Source organism: Pseudomonas sp. SC3(2021) (assembly GCF_019856535.1).
Lineage (GTDB): Bacteria > Pseudomonadota > Gammaproteobacteria > Pseudomonadales > Pseudomonadaceae > Aquipseudomonas > Aquipseudomonas monsensis.
On sequence record NZ_CP082236.1, the window covers coordinates 295,400 to 310,806 of the forward strand.

At 60.5% G+C, this 15,407-nt stretch carries 12 protein-coding genes and 2 tRNA genes; 11 read left to right on the plus strand and 3 right to left on the minus strand.

What is annotated here, in order from left to right; genetic code table 11:
• Window positions 1-36: 36 nt before the first annotated feature.
• Window positions 37-1,098, minus strand: coding sequence for a DNA polymerase IV (dinB, locus tag K5Y35_RS01400; protein ID WP_186744459.1), 1,062 nt, complete (start codon window positions 1,096-1,098; stop codon window positions 37-39).
• A 280-nt stretch (window positions 1,099-1,378) separates the two neighbouring features.
• Between dinB and K5Y35_RS01405 the strand changes: the two genes are divergently transcribed.
• From K5Y35_RS01405 to K5Y35_RS01425, 5 genes are all read left to right on the plus strand, one after another.
• Window positions 1,379-1,455: transfer RNA gene (locus tag K5Y35_RS01405), tRNA-Met, on the plus strand.
• Window positions 1,456-1,674: 219 nt separating this feature from the next.
• Window positions 1,675-1,751 (plus strand) — tRNA-Met (locus tag K5Y35_RS01410).
• A 279-nt stretch (window positions 1,752-2,030) separates the two neighbouring features.
• Window positions 2,031-4,670, plus strand: a complete 2,640-nt coding sequence (gene mprF / locus K5Y35_RS01415; protein ID WP_123465207.1) for a bifunctional lysylphosphatidylglycerol flippase/synthetase MprF — start codon at window positions 2,031-2,033, stop codon at window positions 4,668-4,670.
• On the plus strand, window positions 4,670-5,962 hold the full coding sequence (locus tag K5Y35_RS01420) for a virulence factor family protein (RefSeq protein ID WP_222833544.1): 1,293 nt from the start codon (window positions 4,670-4,672) through the stop codon (window positions 5,960-5,962). The genes mprF and K5Y35_RS01420 overlap by 1 nt, the downstream gene beginning before the upstream one ends.
• A 523-nt stretch (window positions 5,963-6,485) precedes the next feature.
• On the plus strand, window positions 6,486-6,809 hold the full coding sequence (locus tag K5Y35_RS01425; RefSeq protein ID WP_123465205.1) for a DUF3077 domain-containing protein: 324 nt from the start codon (window positions 6,486-6,488) through the stop codon (window positions 6,807-6,809).
• 112 nt (window positions 6,810-6,921) lie between these two features.
• Here K5Y35_RS01425 and K5Y35_RS01430 read toward each other — a convergent pair whose 3' ends face one another.
• Window positions 6,922-8,763 carry a potassium transporter Kup gene (locus K5Y35_RS01430; RefSeq protein ID WP_410055917.1) on the minus strand — a complete coding sequence of 614 codons (1,842 nt, stop codon included), beginning with the start codon at window positions 8,761-8,763 and terminating at the stop codon, window positions 6,922-6,924.
• 350 nt (window positions 8,764-9,113) lie between these two features.
• Between K5Y35_RS01430 and rimO the strand changes: the two genes are divergently transcribed.
• The 6 genes from rimO to tsaA all read left to right on the plus strand — a co-directional run bounded on the left by rimO (window position 9,114) and on the right by tsaA (window position 14,419).
• Window positions 9,114-10,451: a 30S ribosomal protein S12 methylthiotransferase RimO gene (gene rimO / locus K5Y35_RS01435; protein WP_003222282.1), complete on the plus strand. Its 1,338-nt coding sequence runs from the start codon at window positions 9,114-9,116 to the stop codon at window positions 10,449-10,451.
• Between the two features lie 328 nt (window positions 10,452-10,779).
• Entirely contained in the window at window positions 10,780-11,253 is a 474-nt protein-coding gene (locus K5Y35_RS01440) for a GNAT family N-acetyltransferase (protein ID WP_123465201.1), read from the plus strand.
• A 109-nt stretch (window positions 11,254-11,362) separates the two neighbouring features.
• Window positions 11,363-12,073, plus strand: a complete 711-nt coding sequence (locus tag K5Y35_RS01445) for an rRNA pseudouridine synthase (RefSeq protein WP_128613564.1) — start codon at window positions 11,363-11,365, stop codon at window positions 12,071-12,073.
• 72 nt (window positions 12,074-12,145) lie between these two features.
• Window positions 12,146-12,613 carry a DUF1456 family protein gene (locus K5Y35_RS01450; protein WP_123465197.1) on the plus strand — a complete coding sequence of 156 codons (468 nt, stop codon included), beginning with the start codon at window positions 12,146-12,148 and terminating at the stop codon, window positions 12,611-12,613.
• 168 nt (window positions 12,614-12,781) lie between these two features.
• Entirely contained in the window at window positions 12,782-13,552 is a 771-nt protein-coding gene (locus K5Y35_RS01455) for an SDR family oxidoreductase (protein ID WP_128613565.1), read from the plus strand.
• Between the two features lie 168 nt (window positions 13,553-13,720).
• The gene (gene tsaA / locus K5Y35_RS01460; protein ID WP_222833546.1) at window positions 13,721-14,419 is read left to right on the plus strand and encodes a tRNA (N6-threonylcarbamoyladenosine(37)-N6)-methyltransferase TrmO; all 699 of its coding nucleotides are present in this window, start codon (window positions 13,721-13,723) and stop codon (window positions 14,417-14,419) included.
• An 87-nt stretch (window positions 14,420-14,506) separates the two neighbouring features.
• Here tsaA and fpr read toward each other — a convergent pair whose 3' ends face one another.
• Entirely contained in the window at window positions 14,507-15,286 is a 780-nt protein-coding gene (gene fpr / locus K5Y35_RS01465; RefSeq protein WP_003222277.1) for a ferredoxin-NADP reductase, read from the minus strand.
• Window positions 15,287-15,407 lie beyond the last annotated feature (121 nt).

Below are 15,407 nucleotides of genomic sequence, written 5' to 3' on the forward strand. Positions count from 1 at the left end.
CTTGCCCGCGATGACCATCCGAAATTTGTCGCAAAACTACCGCTCAAACAACTCCATCTGCTCAAACCCGCCGCGCAAATCCTCCAGCCTTACCCCGACCCCGAGCAACCGCACCGGTTTCCCGCCGCGATTGAACGCCTGCGTCAGCATCAACTGATAACTGCCCAGATCGCGCCCTGCCCCGGCCTGCTCCAGCGTGGTCTGGGTAAAGTCATGGAATTTCACTTTGACGAATGGCTTGCCCGGTCGATAACTGCTGTCGATGCGCGTCATGCGGGTTTTCAGGGTTTCCAGCAGTTCGGGCAATTTATCCAGGCAACTGCGCAGATCCGGCAGGTCAACGTCGTAGGTGTTTTCGACGCTGATCGACTGACGCCGACTGTCATTGTGCACTTGCCGGTCATCAATCCCGCGGGCCAGGCTCCAGAGTCGCTCGCCAAAACTGCCGAATTCGCGCACCAGCGCCAGTTTGCCCCACTCACGCAACTGCAGGCAGTCGACGATACCAAGCTTGCCCAGCCGGTCGGCGGTGACCTTGCCGACGCCGTGCAACTTGCTCACTGGCAAACCGCTGACAAAGTCCTCGACCTGGTCCGGGGTGATCACGAACAAGCCGTTGGGCTTTTTCCAGTCGCTGGCGATCTTTGCCAGAAACTTGTTTGGCGCCACGCCGGCGGAAACGGTGATGTGCAACTGATTGGAGACGCGTCGGCGGATGTCCTGGGCAATGCGCGTGGCGCTGCCGCCGAAATGCGCGCTGTCAGACACGTCGAGGTAAGCCTCATCCAGCGACAGTGGCTCGATGAGGTCGGTGTAGTCGGCAAAGATCGTGTGAATTTCCTTCGATGCTTCCCGGTACGCATCCATGCGCGGCTTGACGATGGTCAGGTCCGGGCACAGCTTCAAGGCATGCCCGGAGGCCATGGCCGAGCGCACGCCGTACGCCCGCGCCTCATAGTTACAGGTGGCAATCACCCCGCGCCGGTCCGCCGACCCTCCCACTGCCAATGGCTTGCCCGCCAGCCGCGGGTCATCGCGCATCTCGATGGCGGCGTAGAAACAGTCACAGTCGATGTGGATGATTTTTCGCTGAGTCATGTCAGAAAAGGGAACGTGGCGAACCGGATCAGCAGTATCTCACTGAGACCTGTATATAGCACCAGTGGTTTGAATGTTCTTTCCCAGCGGTAGGAAAAGTCCTTTGAATTTGTTTTTTCAATTGAAACTGAGCACCCAATAGAGCTGAAAGCCTTGCCCCACCTGCCCTACGGCAGGACAAGGCACCTGTGAAGGAACGCTAACCGATTGAACCTCAAGAGATTTTATCCAAATCCAGGTTGACACTCCGGCGATCCTCTGTAGAATGCCGACACACAGACGCGGGATGGAGCAGTCTGGTAGCTCGTCGGGCTCATAACCCGAAGGTCGTCGGTTCAAATCCGGCTCCCGCAACCAAACATCAAAAAAGGCTACTCGAAAGAGTGGCCTTTTTTGTGCACGTGTGTTTTTGCAGATCGACCTGCCCACAATGCTGCAGGCAAACAGGAATTCGTTGTATTTCCGAAACTTAACCCATGACCTGCGACCGTTTGCCGCGATTTCACGCTTATTTGACCCTTTTCGGGATTAGCGGTTGACACTCAGCCGTTCGCCTGTAGAATGCCGCCACACAGACGCGGGATGGAGCAGTCTGGTAGCTCGTCGGGCTCATAACCCGAAGGTCGTCGGTTCAAATCCGGCTCCCGCAACCAAACATCAAAAAAGGCTACTCGAAAGAGTGGCCTTTTTTGTATCTGTTGAAAAAGTCCTTTCGCAACAATGATCTGTCACTGTGCAGTGAATCGTCCAGGATCATCAGACCCGCCCACTTGCGACTATGCTTTGCGTCGCGGGCAAGCAGTCTGCAATCCATGACTGCCCTCGCCGATACCCGGTGAGAGGCGTAGTATTTTGTGATTATTTTTTTCTACAGGGATTGGTAACTTGGCTGGATACCCCCATCCTGTCGCGCACAATCCAAGAGGTGATTGATGCGCGCCAACTCGTCTGATCCACAAGACACCGTCACAGCGGAAAATCCGATCAAACCCGAGCGTTTGCGCTTGCTGGATCGGCTGAGCAAATACCGTCAACCCATCGGTCTGGTGGTCACGCTGCTGCTGTTTACGATTGCGCTGATTGCCTGTCGTCATCTGCTCGTCGAACTCGATCTCGACGCGCTGCACGACTCGATTCTCGACGTGCCGAAACCGGCCCTGCTCGGTGCATTCGGTGCCACCGTCGTCGGTTTCATCATTCTGCTGGGCTACGAATGGTCGGCCAGCCGCTACGCCGGGGTCACCTTGCCACCGCGCACACTGGCGCTGGGCGGCTTCACCGCGTTTGCGATCGGCAATGCCATCGGCCTGTCGCTGCTGTCCGGCGGCTCGGTGCGCTACCGTTTATACGCACGACTGGGACTGGGGGCGTCGGAAGTCGCGCACATGACCCTGTTTGCCAGTCTGTCGCTGGGCTGCGCGTTGCCGCCGCTGGCTGCGCTCGCCACGCTGAGCGACCTGCCCGCCGCGTCCCAGGCGCTGGGATTGTCGCAAGGCCTGCTCGGCACCGTCGCGGTGACCGTGTTGCTGGCTGGCGCCATTCTCGCAATCGGCATCTATCGTCGGCGCCTGCCGGAACAACCCTACCGCGACAACCTGTTGGTCAAGGCTGGCCGCCGCACACTGCGCCTGCCGGGCCGTCGCCTGACGTTCCTGCAACTGGTCATCACCGCGCTCGACGTGGCTGCCGCTGCCACCGTTCTGTACCTGTTGCTGCCGGAAGCACCGCCGTTTGGCGCCTTCCTGCTGGTGTACCTGCTGGCCCTGGCGGCGGGTGTACTCAGCCATGTCCCGGGTGGCGTGGGGGTGTTCGAAGCGATTCTGCTCGCCGCCTTCGCCGATAAACTCGGCGCCGCGCCTCTGGCTGCTGCGCTGCTGCTGTATCGGCTGATCTACGTGGTGCTGCCGCTGCTGGTGGCCTGCGTTCTGCTGCTGATCAACGAAGGTCAGCGCCTGTTCCAGACCCAGACCATGCGCGCCGCGTCTGGCCTGGCCGCGCCGATTCTGGCGGTACTGGTGTTCCTGTCCGGCGTCGTGCTGCTGTTCTCCGGCGCCACACCGGAAATCGACACTCGCCTTGAACACATCGGTTTCCTGATCCCGCATCGCCTGGTCGACGCCTCGCACTTCGGCGCCAGCCTGATCGGCGTGCTCTGCCTGTTGCTGGCCCAGGGCCTGCGTCGGCGCCTGTCGGCCGCGTGGATGCTGACCACCATTCTGTTGCTGGTGGGCGCCCTGCTCTCGCTGCTCAAAGGCTTCGACTGGGAAGAAGCGACCCTGATGACGCTGACGGCGGCCCTGCTCGGGGTGTTCCGTCGCTCCTTCTATCGTCCGAGCCGCCTGACCGAACTGCCCTTCTCGCCGCTGTATCTGGTGTCCAGCCTCTGCGTGCTGGGCGCCTCGACCTGGCTGCTGCTGTTCGCCTATCAGGACGTACCGTACAGCCATCAGCTGTGGTGGCAATTCACCCTCGACGCTGACGCCCCACGGGGTCTGCGTTCGCTGCTCGGTGCCGCCGTGCTGTTGCTGGTGATTTCCCTGACCTGGCTGTTGCGCACCGCACGTCCGGTCATTCATCTGCCGACACCGGACGAACTCGATCGCGCAGCAAAGATCCTCATGGCTTCGGCGCAACCTGACGGCGGCCTCGCGCTGACCGGTGACAAGGCGCTGCTGTTCCACCCCAACGACGAGGCGTTCCTGATGTACGCGCGTCGTGGCCGCAGCCTGGTGGCGCTATACGACCCGATCGGTCCTGGTCAGCAACGCGCTGAAATGATCTGGCAGTTCCGTGACCTGTGCGACATCCATCACACACGGCCGGTGTTCTATCAGGTGCGCGCAGAAAACCTGCCCTACTACATGGACATCGGCCTGACCGCGATCAAGCTCGGCGAAGAGGCCCGCGTCAATCTGCAGCGCTTTGACCTGGAAGCCAAGGGCAAGGAAATGAAGGATCTGCGCTACACCTGGAACCGTGGCACCCGCGATGGCCTGTCGCTGGAAATCCATGAGCCGGGTCAGGCGCCGATGGACGAGCTGAAAGTGATTTCCGATGCGTGGCTGACCGGCAAGAACGTGCGTGAGAAAGGTTTCTCCCTCGGCCGTTTCAGCGACGATTACCTGAAGCATTTCCGCATTGCGGTGATTCGCTTCGAAGGCCGTCCGGTGGCGTTCGCCAACTTGCTCGAGACTTACAGCCACGACCTGGCCAGCCTCGACCTGATGCGCGCGCACCCGGATGCCCCGAAGCTGACCATGGAATTCATGATGGTCGGCCTGATTCAACACTATAAGAGTCACGGATACGCGCGCTTCAGCCTGGGCATGGTGCCGTTGTCAGGGTTGCAACCCCGGCGCGGTGCACCGCTGACCCAGCGTCTGGGCTCGATGGTTTTCCGCCGTGGTGAGCAGCTGTACAACTTCCAAGGCTTGCGCCGCTTCAAAGACAAGTTCCAGCCTGACTGGGAACCCCGTTATATGGCCGTGCCCGCGGGACTTGATCCGCTGGTGGCGCTGGCCGACACTGCTGCCCTGATCGCGGGCGGCTTGACTGGATTGGTGAAACGCTGATGATTCAACGCTCCCTGAAGTACATCCTGGCCGCATTGATTGTGCTGGCCGTGATTGTCGGCGGCGGTTACTGGTACCTCAAACGTCCGGCCCCCCAACCGACCCTGCAACCGCTGACGGCCGCCGACGGCACCGTCATGACCCGCGTGATCCCGGGCACCCAGCCCAAGGCGCAGGTGCTGGTAGCGGTCAATGACGACCAGAAGCTGACCGACAACCAACTGAGCACCCTGAGCCGCAGCGCCTCGGCGCAGATCGTTCAGGTGATTCTGCCCAAGGACTGCCTGCAACAAAGCCGCGCCCTGCAGACCGGCCTGCGCGAACTGAACGGCCCCGCTACGCTGGTCAGCGGTATCGGCCCTGGCGCCGTGCTGGCGTGGCGCTGGTTGTCCGAGCAGAAGGACGACAAGGCCCAGGCCATCTCGGTTGACCTGGCGCTGGAAAAACCCGGCTGCACCCACCTGCTGCCAAAATCTGCGGCTCACGGCCACTGGCTGGTGGCGTGGAACGACAACCCGGACGACACCAGCGCCGGTTTCGTGCGCGATCAACCAAACGCCGAAACCAGCATCAGCGACTACGACATCAACCTGCCGCAAGTGCTGAACAACGAACTGCGCAAGATCCTCGTCGGCGGCGACAAGGCCAACGGCGGCCTGGCGATTCCGGTGGTGGAAGTGCCGGCAGGCCAGGCGAAAGACACCGTGACCCTGTTCCTCTCCGGTGACGGCGGCTGGCGCGACCTCGACCGCGATGTGGCCGGCGAGATGGCCAAGATCGGCTACCCGGTGGTCGGCATCGACACCCTGCGCTACTACTGGCAGCACAAGAGCCCGGAGCAAAGCGCGCTGGACCTGACCGAACTGATGCAGCACTACCGGCAGAAATGGGGCACCAAGCGCTTCATCCTGACCGGTTACTCGTTCGGTGCCGATGTCCTGCCGGCGATCTATAACCGCCTGCCGGACACCGAGCAGCAGCGCGTCGACGCAATCATCCTGCTGGCCTTCGCCCGCACCGGCAGCTTCGAAATCGAAGTCGAAGGCTGGCTCGGCAACGCCGGCAAGGAAGCCGCCACCGGTCCGGAAATGGCCAAGCTGCCGGCCGCCAAAGTGGTGTGCATCTATGGCGCCGAAGAAACCGATGAAAGCGGCTGCACCGACAAGACTGCCGTCGGCGAAGCGGTGAAATTGCCCGGCGGCCACCACTTCGACGAGAACTACCCGGCGCTGGCCAAGCGTCTGGTGGACTTGATCGAGAAGCGTCAGAGCAAGGATCAGCCGGCAGAGTGATTCGAGCCGGCGACACGAAAAGCCCCCGCAGCCTTACGGTTGCGGGGGCTTTTTACATGCCGCCGAACACCAAGAAACCAATGTGGGAGCGGGCTTGCTCACGAATGAGGTGGATCAACCGGCAGATTCGTAAATCTGACATTGCGCCTTCGCGAGCAAGCCCGCCCCCACTGGGTTCATTTCGTGCCTGACGTTTAGATTCGCTTGCACCTGGTCTCGCAATATCGGATGGCGCCCACAGACCTTGTAGGCAAACTCCGAATCTCATATTTGAACGGCTAGCTCCACTATTGGGCTGTTTTTCGACGGGATACTCTGCGGACGTCGCTGGCTCATTCAGCGATCAGGTGTGGTAACCCGGAGCAACCAGCGCGACAGCGCGTCCATCAAGTCATGGCAGCTGCGCGTGGGACGCCTGCGGGCGTGCCCCTTTCCTCGGTTCCCGGTTTATCACCCTGCGTACAGCTGCCTCCCTTTCGCGAGGTAACGAAAGTCGCGGCACTTCGAACCAAGGAGTAACACGATGACCGAAACTGATCTGTACGGACTCGCACACCTTAAAACCATCGGCTTCACCCCCTTCCTCTACCACTCGGATCAAGCGTTTTTCAACGTCCGCTCCGGCATCCCGATCATTGATGCCTTGTCCCAATCCTCCGACTTGCTATACCTCGCCAAATCCTTCGCCGAGGACGCGGCCTTCATCAAAGACACCGACCGCCATGCCTGGGCTGCGCATTACCTGACGGTGATGGGCAAAGCTTTGCTGGATGATGTGATTCAGACACTGATGCCACGATCTGTGCGGGCCAATGCCGAATCTGAAGACATGCCTGATCGCAGGTAACACCACGGCCCTTTGTGAGAACGGGGTCTGCGGTGAATGTGGGGTTTATACAAAGCCACAAAAAAGCCCCCGCCAGCCACAAGGCTGACGGGGGCTATCAGTAGATGCAGAGCTACATCTCGACCTGCGTCCCCAGTTCAATCACCCGGTTCAACGGCAGATTGAAGAAGCGCAAGTTGCCATTGGCATTCTTCAACATGAACGCAAACAGCGCTTCACGCCAACGGGCCATGCCTTCGAGTTTCGAGGCGATCACCGTTTCGCGGCTGAGGAAGTAGGTGGTGCGCATCGGGCTGAAGTCCAGGTCATCCAGATGGCACAACTTCAGTGCCAGCGGCACGTCCGGCTCATCGGTGAAGCCGAAGTGCAGGATCACCCGGAAGAAGCCTTCGCCGTGGGCCTCGACTTCGAAGCGACGCGATGGCGGCACACGCGGGATGTCTTCGTAGACCACCGTCAACAGCACCACTTGCTCGTGCAGCACCTGGTTATGCAGCAGGTTGTGCAACAGTGCGTGCGGCACGGCGTCGGAGCGTGCGGTGAGGAACACCGCAGTGCCCTGCACGCGGTGCGGCGGTTGCACGCGGATGCTGCTGATGAAGATCGGCAGCGGCAGCGCGCCTTCGTCGAGACGATCGACCAGCAGTTCCTTGCCGCGTTTCCAGGTGGTCATCAGGACGAACAGCACGATCCCCGCGAGTACCGGGAACGCACCGCCCTGAATGATCTTCGGCACGTTGGCCGCGAAGAACATGCCATCGACCAGCAGGAAGCCGAGCAGAATCGGCACGGCCAGCAGCGGTGGCCATTTCCACAGCAGCAGGATCACCGCCGCCACCAGAATGCTGGTGATCAGCATGGTGCCGGTCACCGCCACACCGTAGGCAGACGCAAGTGCGCCGGAGGATTCGAAACCGATCACCAGCAGGATCACGCCGACCATCAGCGCCCAGTTCACCGCACCGATGTAGATCTGCCCCTGTTCGGCACTGGAGGTGTGCTGAATGTGCATGCGCGGGATGTAGCCGAGTTGAATCGCCTGGCGGGTCAGCGAGAACGCACCGGAAATCACCGCTTGCGAAGCGATCACCGTGGCCAGGGTGGCCAGCACCACCAACGGCACCAGCGCCCAGTTCGGCGCCAGCAGGTAGAACGGGTTACGCGCCGCTTCCGGGTTTTCCAGCAGCAAGGCGCCCTGGCCGAAGTAGTTCAGCACCAGCGCCGGCAACACCAGCGCCAGCCAGGCGCGGGCAATCGGCTTGCGACCGAAGTGGCCCATGTCGGCGTACAACGCTTCGGCGCCGGTCAATGCCAGCACCACCGCGCCGAGAATCGCCACTCCCATGCCCGGATGCACTATGAAGAACCGCACACCCCAGATCGGGTTCAGCGCATTCAGCACTTCAGGGTGTCTGACGATCCCGCTGACACCCAGACCGCCCAGCACCAGAAACCACGCCACCATCACCGGACCAAACAGCTTGCCGATGCGATCGGTGCCATGCTTCTGGATCAGAAACAACCCGACCAGCACCACCAGTGCCATCGGCACCACCCAGCGCTCCAGACCATCAAACGCCAATTCCAGCCCCTCGACCGCCGACAACACGGAAATGGCCGGGGTAATCATGCTGTCGCCGTAAAACAGCGCGGCACCGATCAACCCCAGAATCACCAGCACCGCCTGCAATTTCGGGTAGCGGCCCGATGCACGTCGCGCCAGGGCAGTCAGTGCCATGATCCCGCCTTCACCCTGGTTGTCGGCGCGCAGTACGAACAACACGTACTTGATCGTGACTACCCAGATCAGCGACCAGAAAATCAACGCCAGAATCCCGAAGACTCCGTCGTGATTGACCGGCACCCCATAATGACCGGCGAACACCTCTTTGAGGGTGTACAACGGGCTCGTGCCGATGTCGCCGTAAACCACCCCGACTGCCGCGACCAGCATGCTCAGCGGTTTTGCAGCCGAATGCTCGGCGCCCGCCGCCTGACTACTTGCCTGACCCATCCAACACTCCTACTTCTCAGAACCGGCTTCTTTGAATGAAGCACTATGCTTTGTGGTGCAGCATGCGCTGTTTTACCCGTTGTTACAGACGTTTTGTTGACTGTAAAAAATTGGTAAAGCTCAACGGCGCGAAGCATAGCGCAGCACTCGTCGTATTTCCCTGCATAAAGCTGGTCAAGTGCGTTGCTCACCGCTAGAATTGCGCACTTTTTGATCAGAGGCGCCGTTCAAGCGCCCATCCGTCGGCTTCCACACCAGGCAAGCGACGTCACAAAACACCGAGGTTAGACATGTCCACCACTCCTGCGCCGGCCAATCCCAAGGTTGGCTTCGTATCTCTGGGTTGCCCGAAAGCACTGGTCGACTCCGAGCGCATCCTGACCCAGCTGCGCATGGAAGGCTATGACGTGGTGTCCACCTATCAGGACGCCGATGTCGTGGTGGTCAACACCTGCGGTTTCATCGACTCGGCCAAGGCTGAATCGCTGGAAGTGATCGGTGAAGCGATCAAGGAAAACGGCAAGGTGATCGTCACCGGTTGCATGGGCGTGGAAGAAGGCAATATCCGCGACGTACACCCGAGCGTGCTGGCCGTGACCGGTCCGCAGCAGTACGAGCAAGTGGTCAATGCCGTGCACGAAGTCGTGCCGCCGCGTCAGGATCACAACCCGCTGATCGACCTGGTGCCGCCGCAAGGCATCAAGCTGACGCCGCGCCACTACGCCTACCTGAAAATTTCCGAAGGCTGCAACCACAGCTGCAGCTTCTGCATCATCCCGTCGATGCGCGGCAAACTGGTCAGCCGTCCGGTCGGCGACGTGCTCGACGAAGCCCAGCGTCTGGTCAAGTCCGGCGTCAAAGAGCTGCTGGTGATCTCGCAAGACACCAGCGCCTACGGCGTTGATGTGAAATACCGCACCGGTTTCTGGAATGGCGCGCCGGTGAAAACCCGCATGACCGAACTCTGTGAAGCGCTGAGCACCCTCGGCGTCTGGGTGCGTCTGCACTACGTTTACCCGTACCCGCACGTTGACGAGCTGATCCCGCTGATGGCCGCCGGCAAGATCCTGCCGTACCTGGACATCCCGTTCCAGCACGCCAGCCCGAAAGTGCTGAAGGCAATGAAACGCCCGGCGTTCGAAGACAAGACTCTGGCGCGGATCAAGAACTGGCGCGAAATCTGCCCGGACCTGATTATCCGTTCGACCTTCATCGTCGGCTTCCCGGGCGAAACCGAAGAAGACTTCCAGTACCTGTTGAACTGGCTGACCGAAGCCCAGCTCGACCGTGTCGGCTGCTTCCAGTACTCGCCGGTAGACGGCGCACCCGCCAACGATCTGGACCTGGAAGTGGTCCCGGACGACGTCAAGCAGGATCGTTGGGAGCGCTTCATGGCGCACCAGCAAGCGATCAGCTCGGCACGCCTGCAGATGCGCATCGGCCGCGAGATCGAAGTGCTGGTGGACGAAGTCGACGAGCAAGGCGCAGTGGGCCGCTGCTTCTTCGACGCCCCGGAAATCGACGGCAACGTGTTCATCGACAACGGCAGCAACCTCAAGCCGGGCGACAAGGTCTGGTGCAAAGTGACTGATGCTGACGAATACGATTTGTGGGCTGAGCAGATCTGATCTGAACGTCAAAAGCCCCTCACCCTAGCCCTCTCCCAGAGGGAGAGGGGACTGATCGAGGTGCTCTTCAGAATGACAGCGACTTGAAATATCGAGTTGAACTCAGGTTTTGAACAGCATGAAGATCAGCTCCCTTCCCCCTCGCCCCCTCTGGGGGAGAGGGTTGGGGTGAGGGGGAGAGATCTTGCTGGCCACAGAAATAGCCAGCCAGACACCGCAACAAATACAGAAGGCCCCGCTCTTTTTTACGAGATGCGGGGCTTTTTTACGGCTATCGTTTGCTGGGGGAAGGACTCCCGCTTATCCACATTAGAAGAGGCAGACGGGCATGCGTCAGCATTCGGTCATCCATACGCCGAAACTCAGCGATTATCAGGAACTGACCCGGGTCTGGGAGGCCTCGGTCCGCGCGACCCATGATTTTCTGCCGGACAGCTACATCGAGCTGCTGCGCAATCTGGTGCTGACCCGCTACCTCGATGCGGTGATGCTGATCTGCACCAAGGACGCTCAGCAGCGCATCACCGGGTTCGCCGGGGTCGCGGCGGGCAAGATCGAGATGCTGTTCATTGATCCCGCCCATCGGGGCCAGGGCCTGGGCAAAAAACTGCTCACCTACGCCATGCAACACCTGAACGCCGATGAACTCGACGTCAACGAACAGAACCCCCAGGCGCTGGGCTTTTACTTCAAGCAGGGCTTCGAAGTGATCGGCCGCTCGGAAGTCGATGGCATGGGCCAGCCGTATCCGTTGTTGCATATGCGTTTACGGCAGAACCAGCAGCGCTCCAGTAACGGCTGACACACCATGGCCAGCTCCCACAAGGAATACGAACACCGTGTAAATGGAACCGGACTTAACCGGCACCACACAGGTACAATGCCCACCCCTTTTTTGTTACGGCCCTGTCATGACTGACCCGATTCGCCTCTCCAAACGCCTCATCGAACTGGTGGGTTGCTCCCGCCGCGAGGCCGAGCTGTTCATCGAGGGCGGCTGGGTCACCGTGGACGGCGAAGTCATCGACGAGCCGCAATTCAAGGTGGGCGACCAGAAAGTCGAGCTCGACAAGGACGCCAAGGCCACCGCGCCGGAGCCGGTGACGATTCTGCTGAACGTGCCGGCGGGTATGGATGTCGACACCGCCATGCAATCGCTGAGCGCCGAGACCCTCAGCGAGGAGCACCGCTATGGCAAACGCCCGTTGCGCGGACATTTCCTGCGCCTGACCGCCAGCGCCGACCTGCAGCCCAAGGCCAGCGGCCTGCTGGTGTTCACCCAGGACTGGAAGATCCTGCGCAAGCTCACTGCCGATGCGGCCAAGATCGAGCAGGAATACGTGGTCGAAGTCGAAGGTGACATGGTCGCCCACGGCCTCAACCGCTTGCAGCACGGCCTGACTCACAAGGGCAAGGAGCTGCCGCCGGTCAAGGCCAGCTGGCAGAACGAAAACCGCCTGCGCTTCGCCATGAAGAATCCGCAGCCGGGGATCATTGCCCAGTTCTGCGAAGCGGTGGGCCTGAAGGTCATCGGCATCCGCCGCATCCGCATTGGCGGCGTCTCGATCGGCAAAGTCCCGGTCGGCCAGTGGCGCTATCTGTCCGGCAAAGAGAAGTTCTAAGGCTTCCGCTGCCGCCACACATTCCGGCAGTACGCCCGCGTGCTGCCCACAACGCTTATCAGGAATACCGACATGGTTCATAACGACGTACTGCGCAGCGTGCGCTACATGCTCGACATCAGCGACAAGAAAGTGGTCGAGATCATCAAACTCGGCGGCATGGACGTCACCCTTGCCGACGTGGTGACCTGGCTCGACAAGAAAGAAGAAGACGAAGAAGGTTTCGTGCGTTGCCCGGACGAAGTCATCGCGCACTTCCTCGACGGTCTGGTGATCTTCAAGCGTGGCAAGGACGAAAGCCGTCCGCCGCAGCCGATCGAAGTCCCGGTCACCAACAACATCATCCTGAAAAAGCTGCGTGTGGCCTTCGAGCTGAAAGAAGACGACATGCACGCGATCCTCAAGGCCGCCGAGTTTCCGGTGTCCAAGCCTGAGCTGAGCGCGCTGTTCCGCAAGGTCGGCCACACCAACTACCGTCCGTGCGGCGACCAGTTGCTGCGCAATTTCCTCAAAGGGCTCACGCTGCGCGTCAGAGCTTAAAAGCAGCCCCAAGCTGCAAGCTGCAAGTGGCCACCCTGCTTTTACTTGCCGCTTGCAGCTTGCAACTCGAAGCTGGCCGCATGGCCCCCCATTCCCTGCAAAAATAGTGGCTCCGCTTTTCGTGGCTGACGACTAGGGTGTACTGATCCCTAATCCTCAGGACTCGCCATGCATCCGTACTTCTCCCTGCAAGGCCGCACCGCTCTGGTGACCGGCGGCACCCGTGGTATCGGCAAAATGATCGCCAAGGCTTTTGTCGAGGCCGGCGCCCGTGTTTACGTCTGCTCCCGCGACGCCGAAGCCTGCCATCAAACCGCTGAAGAACTCGGTGCCTTGGGCACTTGTCACGGCGTGGCGGCGAATCTGGCCAGCGAAGACGGCGTGCACGCACTCGCCGCGCGTCTGGGCGAGCAGATCACTCACCTGGATATTCTGGTCAACAACGCCGGCACCACTTGGGGCGCGCCACTGGAGAGTTACCCGGTCAAGGGCTGGGAAAAGGTCATGCAGCTCAACGTGACATCAGTGTTCAGTTGCATCCAGCAGTTTCTGCCGTTGTTGCGCAAGGCCGGTTCGGCAGCGAATCCGGCGCGGATTATCAATATCGGTTCGGTGGCGGGGATTTCCTCCTTTGGCGAGCAGGCTTATGCCTACGGGCCGAGTAAAGCCGCCCTGCATCAGTTGTCGCGGATTCTGGCCCGGGAGCTGGTCAGCCAACACATCAACGTCAACGTGATTGCACCGGGACGGTTTCCGAGCAAGATGACCCGGCATATCGGCAACGATGAGCAGGCGCTGGCCGAGGATACGGCGCTGATCCCGATGAAACGTTGGGGGCGCGAGGAGGAGATGGCGGCATTGGCGATCAGTCTGGCGAGTACGGCCGGCGCCTATATGACCGGGAATATCATTCCGCTGGATGGTGGGTTCAGCCTCTGACATCGGCGGTGCGGCCTTCGCGAGCAAGCTCGCTCCCACATTGGATCTATGGCGTGCACAAGATCCCTGTGGGAGCGAGCTTGCTCGCGAATAGGCCAGCCCTGCCACCACCAGACTTGAGGTTGGACGGGTTATCATGCCCACCCTGCCCCGCCTCGAATTCAAACCATGACTTACAGCGTCTCTCCCATCGGCTACGTGCGCTCCTGCTTCAAGGAGAAGTTCGCCATCCCCCGCCAACCGCAACTGGCCCCCGCTGCCCGTGGTGTGCTGGAACTGGTGGCGCCGTTCGATCAGGGAGATGCCGTGCAGGGTCTGGAGCAGGTCAGCCATGTGTGGCTGCTGTTCCTGTTTCATCAAGCACTGGAAGAAAAACCTCGCCTGAAAGTGCGCCCGCCACGCTTGGGTGGCAACAAATCCATGGGCGTATTCGCCACCCGCGCCACGCACCGACCGAACGGCATCGGCCAATCAGTGGTGAAACTGGACAAGGTCGAAGCCAATCGCCTGTTCATCTCCGGGATCGACTTGCTTGATGGCACGCCGGTTCTCGACATCAAACCCTACGTGCCATACGCCGACATCATCTCCGAAGCCGCCAACAGCATCGCCAGCGCCGCGCCACAGTTGATTGACGTGCAATGGACGGATTCGGCGCTGCAACAGGCGCACACGCACGCTCAGCGCCTCGGCGAGCCGTTGGTTGAGCTGATTGAACAGTGTCTGGCTCAGGATCCGCGCCCGGCGTATCAAACCCCGCTGCCCGAGCGCGAGTACGGCGCGCAATTCTGGGATCTGGACGTGCGCTGGCATTACCCGACACCGGAGCAGATCCGCGTGCTCGAAGTGATCCCCGCCGAGGCGTAATCCCCGGAAACGAAAAAGCCCGCGCTGCCTTCTCAGGCAACGCGGGCTTTTACTGTGTCACCACAACACCAATTGTGGGCGCGGGGCTTACTTCTCGACGAATGCACGCTCGATCAGGTAATCACCCGGCTCGCGCATCCGCGCCGAGATCTTCAGGCCGAAGCTATCGAGCACTTCGCTGGTCTCGTCGAGCATGCTCGGGCTGCCGCAGATCATCGCGCGGTCGTCCTGCGGGTTGATCGGTGGCAGACCGATGTCGCTGAACAGCTTGCCGCTGCGCATCAGGTCGGTCAGACGGCCCTGGTTCTCGAACGGCTCGCGGGTCACGGTCGGGTAGTAGATCAGCTTGTCACGCAGCGCCTCGCCGAAGAACTCGTTCTGCGGCAGGTGCTCGGTGATGAATTCGCGGTAGGCGACTTCGTTGACGTAACGCACACCGTGCACCAGGATCACTTTTTCAAAGCGTTCGTAGGTTTCCGGGTCCTGGATCACGCTCATGAACGGCGCCAGACCGGTACCGGTGCTCAGCAGATACAGGTGCTTGCCCGGATTCAGGTCGTCCAGTACCAAGGTGCCGGTAGGCTTTTTCGAGATGATGATCTCGTCGCCTTCCTTCAGGTGCTGCAGTTGCGAAGTCAGCGGACCGTCAGGCACTTTGATGCTGAAGAACTCGAGATGCTCTTCCCAGTTCGGGCTGGCAATCGAGTAAGCGCGCATAAGCGGGCGGCCGTTGGGCTGTTGCAGGCCGATCATCACGAACTGACCGTTCTCGAAGCGCAGGCCCGGATCGCGGGTGCACTTGAAGCTGAACAGAGTGTCGTTCCAGTGATGAACACTGAGGACACGCTCGTGGTTCATGTTGCTCATGTACGTGGGACTCCTGGATATTGGGTCTGCGCTTGCCTGGAAACGGCCGACGGTGCGCAATTGCATCGCATTCTAATAGCGACGACAATATCTGTTAACTGGATTATTAAGATAAGGGTTA

Excerpts from the sequence above, each read along its gene's own strand:
- K5Y35_RS01430 (WP_410055917.1), bottom strand. The coding sequence starts at position 8,763 with ATGCTGGTCGCGGCAGTCGGGGTGGTTTACGGCGACATCGGCACGAGC.
- mprF (WP_123465207.1), top strand. The coding sequence starts at position 2,031 with ATGCGCGCCAACTCGTCTGATCCACAAGACACCGTCACAGCGGAAAAT.
- K5Y35_RS01445 (WP_128613564.1), top strand. The coding sequence starts at position 11,363 with ATGACTGACCCGATTCGCCTCTCCAAACGCCTCATCGAACTGGTGGGT.
- tsaA (WP_222833546.1), top strand. The coding sequence starts at position 13,721 with ATGACTTACAGCGTCTCTCCCATCGGCTACGTGCGCTCCTGCTTCAAG.
- rimO (WP_003222282.1), top strand. The coding sequence starts at position 9,114 with ATGTCCACCACTCCTGCGCCGGCCAATCCCAAGGTTGGCTTCGTATCT.
- K5Y35_RS01420 (WP_222833544.1), top strand. The coding sequence starts at position 4,670 with ATGATTCAACGCTCCCTGAAGTACATCCTGGCCGCATTGATTGTGCTG.
- K5Y35_RS01455 (WP_128613565.1), top strand. The coding sequence starts at position 12,782 with ATGCATCCGTACTTCTCCCTGCAAGGCCGCACCGCTCTGGTGACCGGC.
- K5Y35_RS01425 (WP_123465205.1), top strand. The coding sequence starts at position 6,486 with ATGACCGAAACTGATCTGTACGGACTCGCACACCTTAAAACCATCGGC.
- K5Y35_RS01440 (WP_123465201.1), top strand. The coding sequence starts at position 10,780 with ATGCGTCAGCATTCGGTCATCCATACGCCGAAACTCAGCGATTATCAG.
- dinB (WP_186744459.1), bottom strand. The coding sequence starts at position 1,098 with ATGACTCAGCGAAAAATCATCCACATCGACTGTGACTGTTTCTACGCC.
- K5Y35_RS01450 (WP_123465197.1), top strand. The coding sequence starts at position 12,146 with ATGGTTCATAACGACGTACTGCGCAGCGTGCGCTACATGCTCGACATC.
- fpr (WP_003222277.1), bottom strand. The coding sequence starts at position 15,286 with ATGAGCAACATGAACCACGAGCGTGTCCTCAGTGTTCATCACTGGAAC.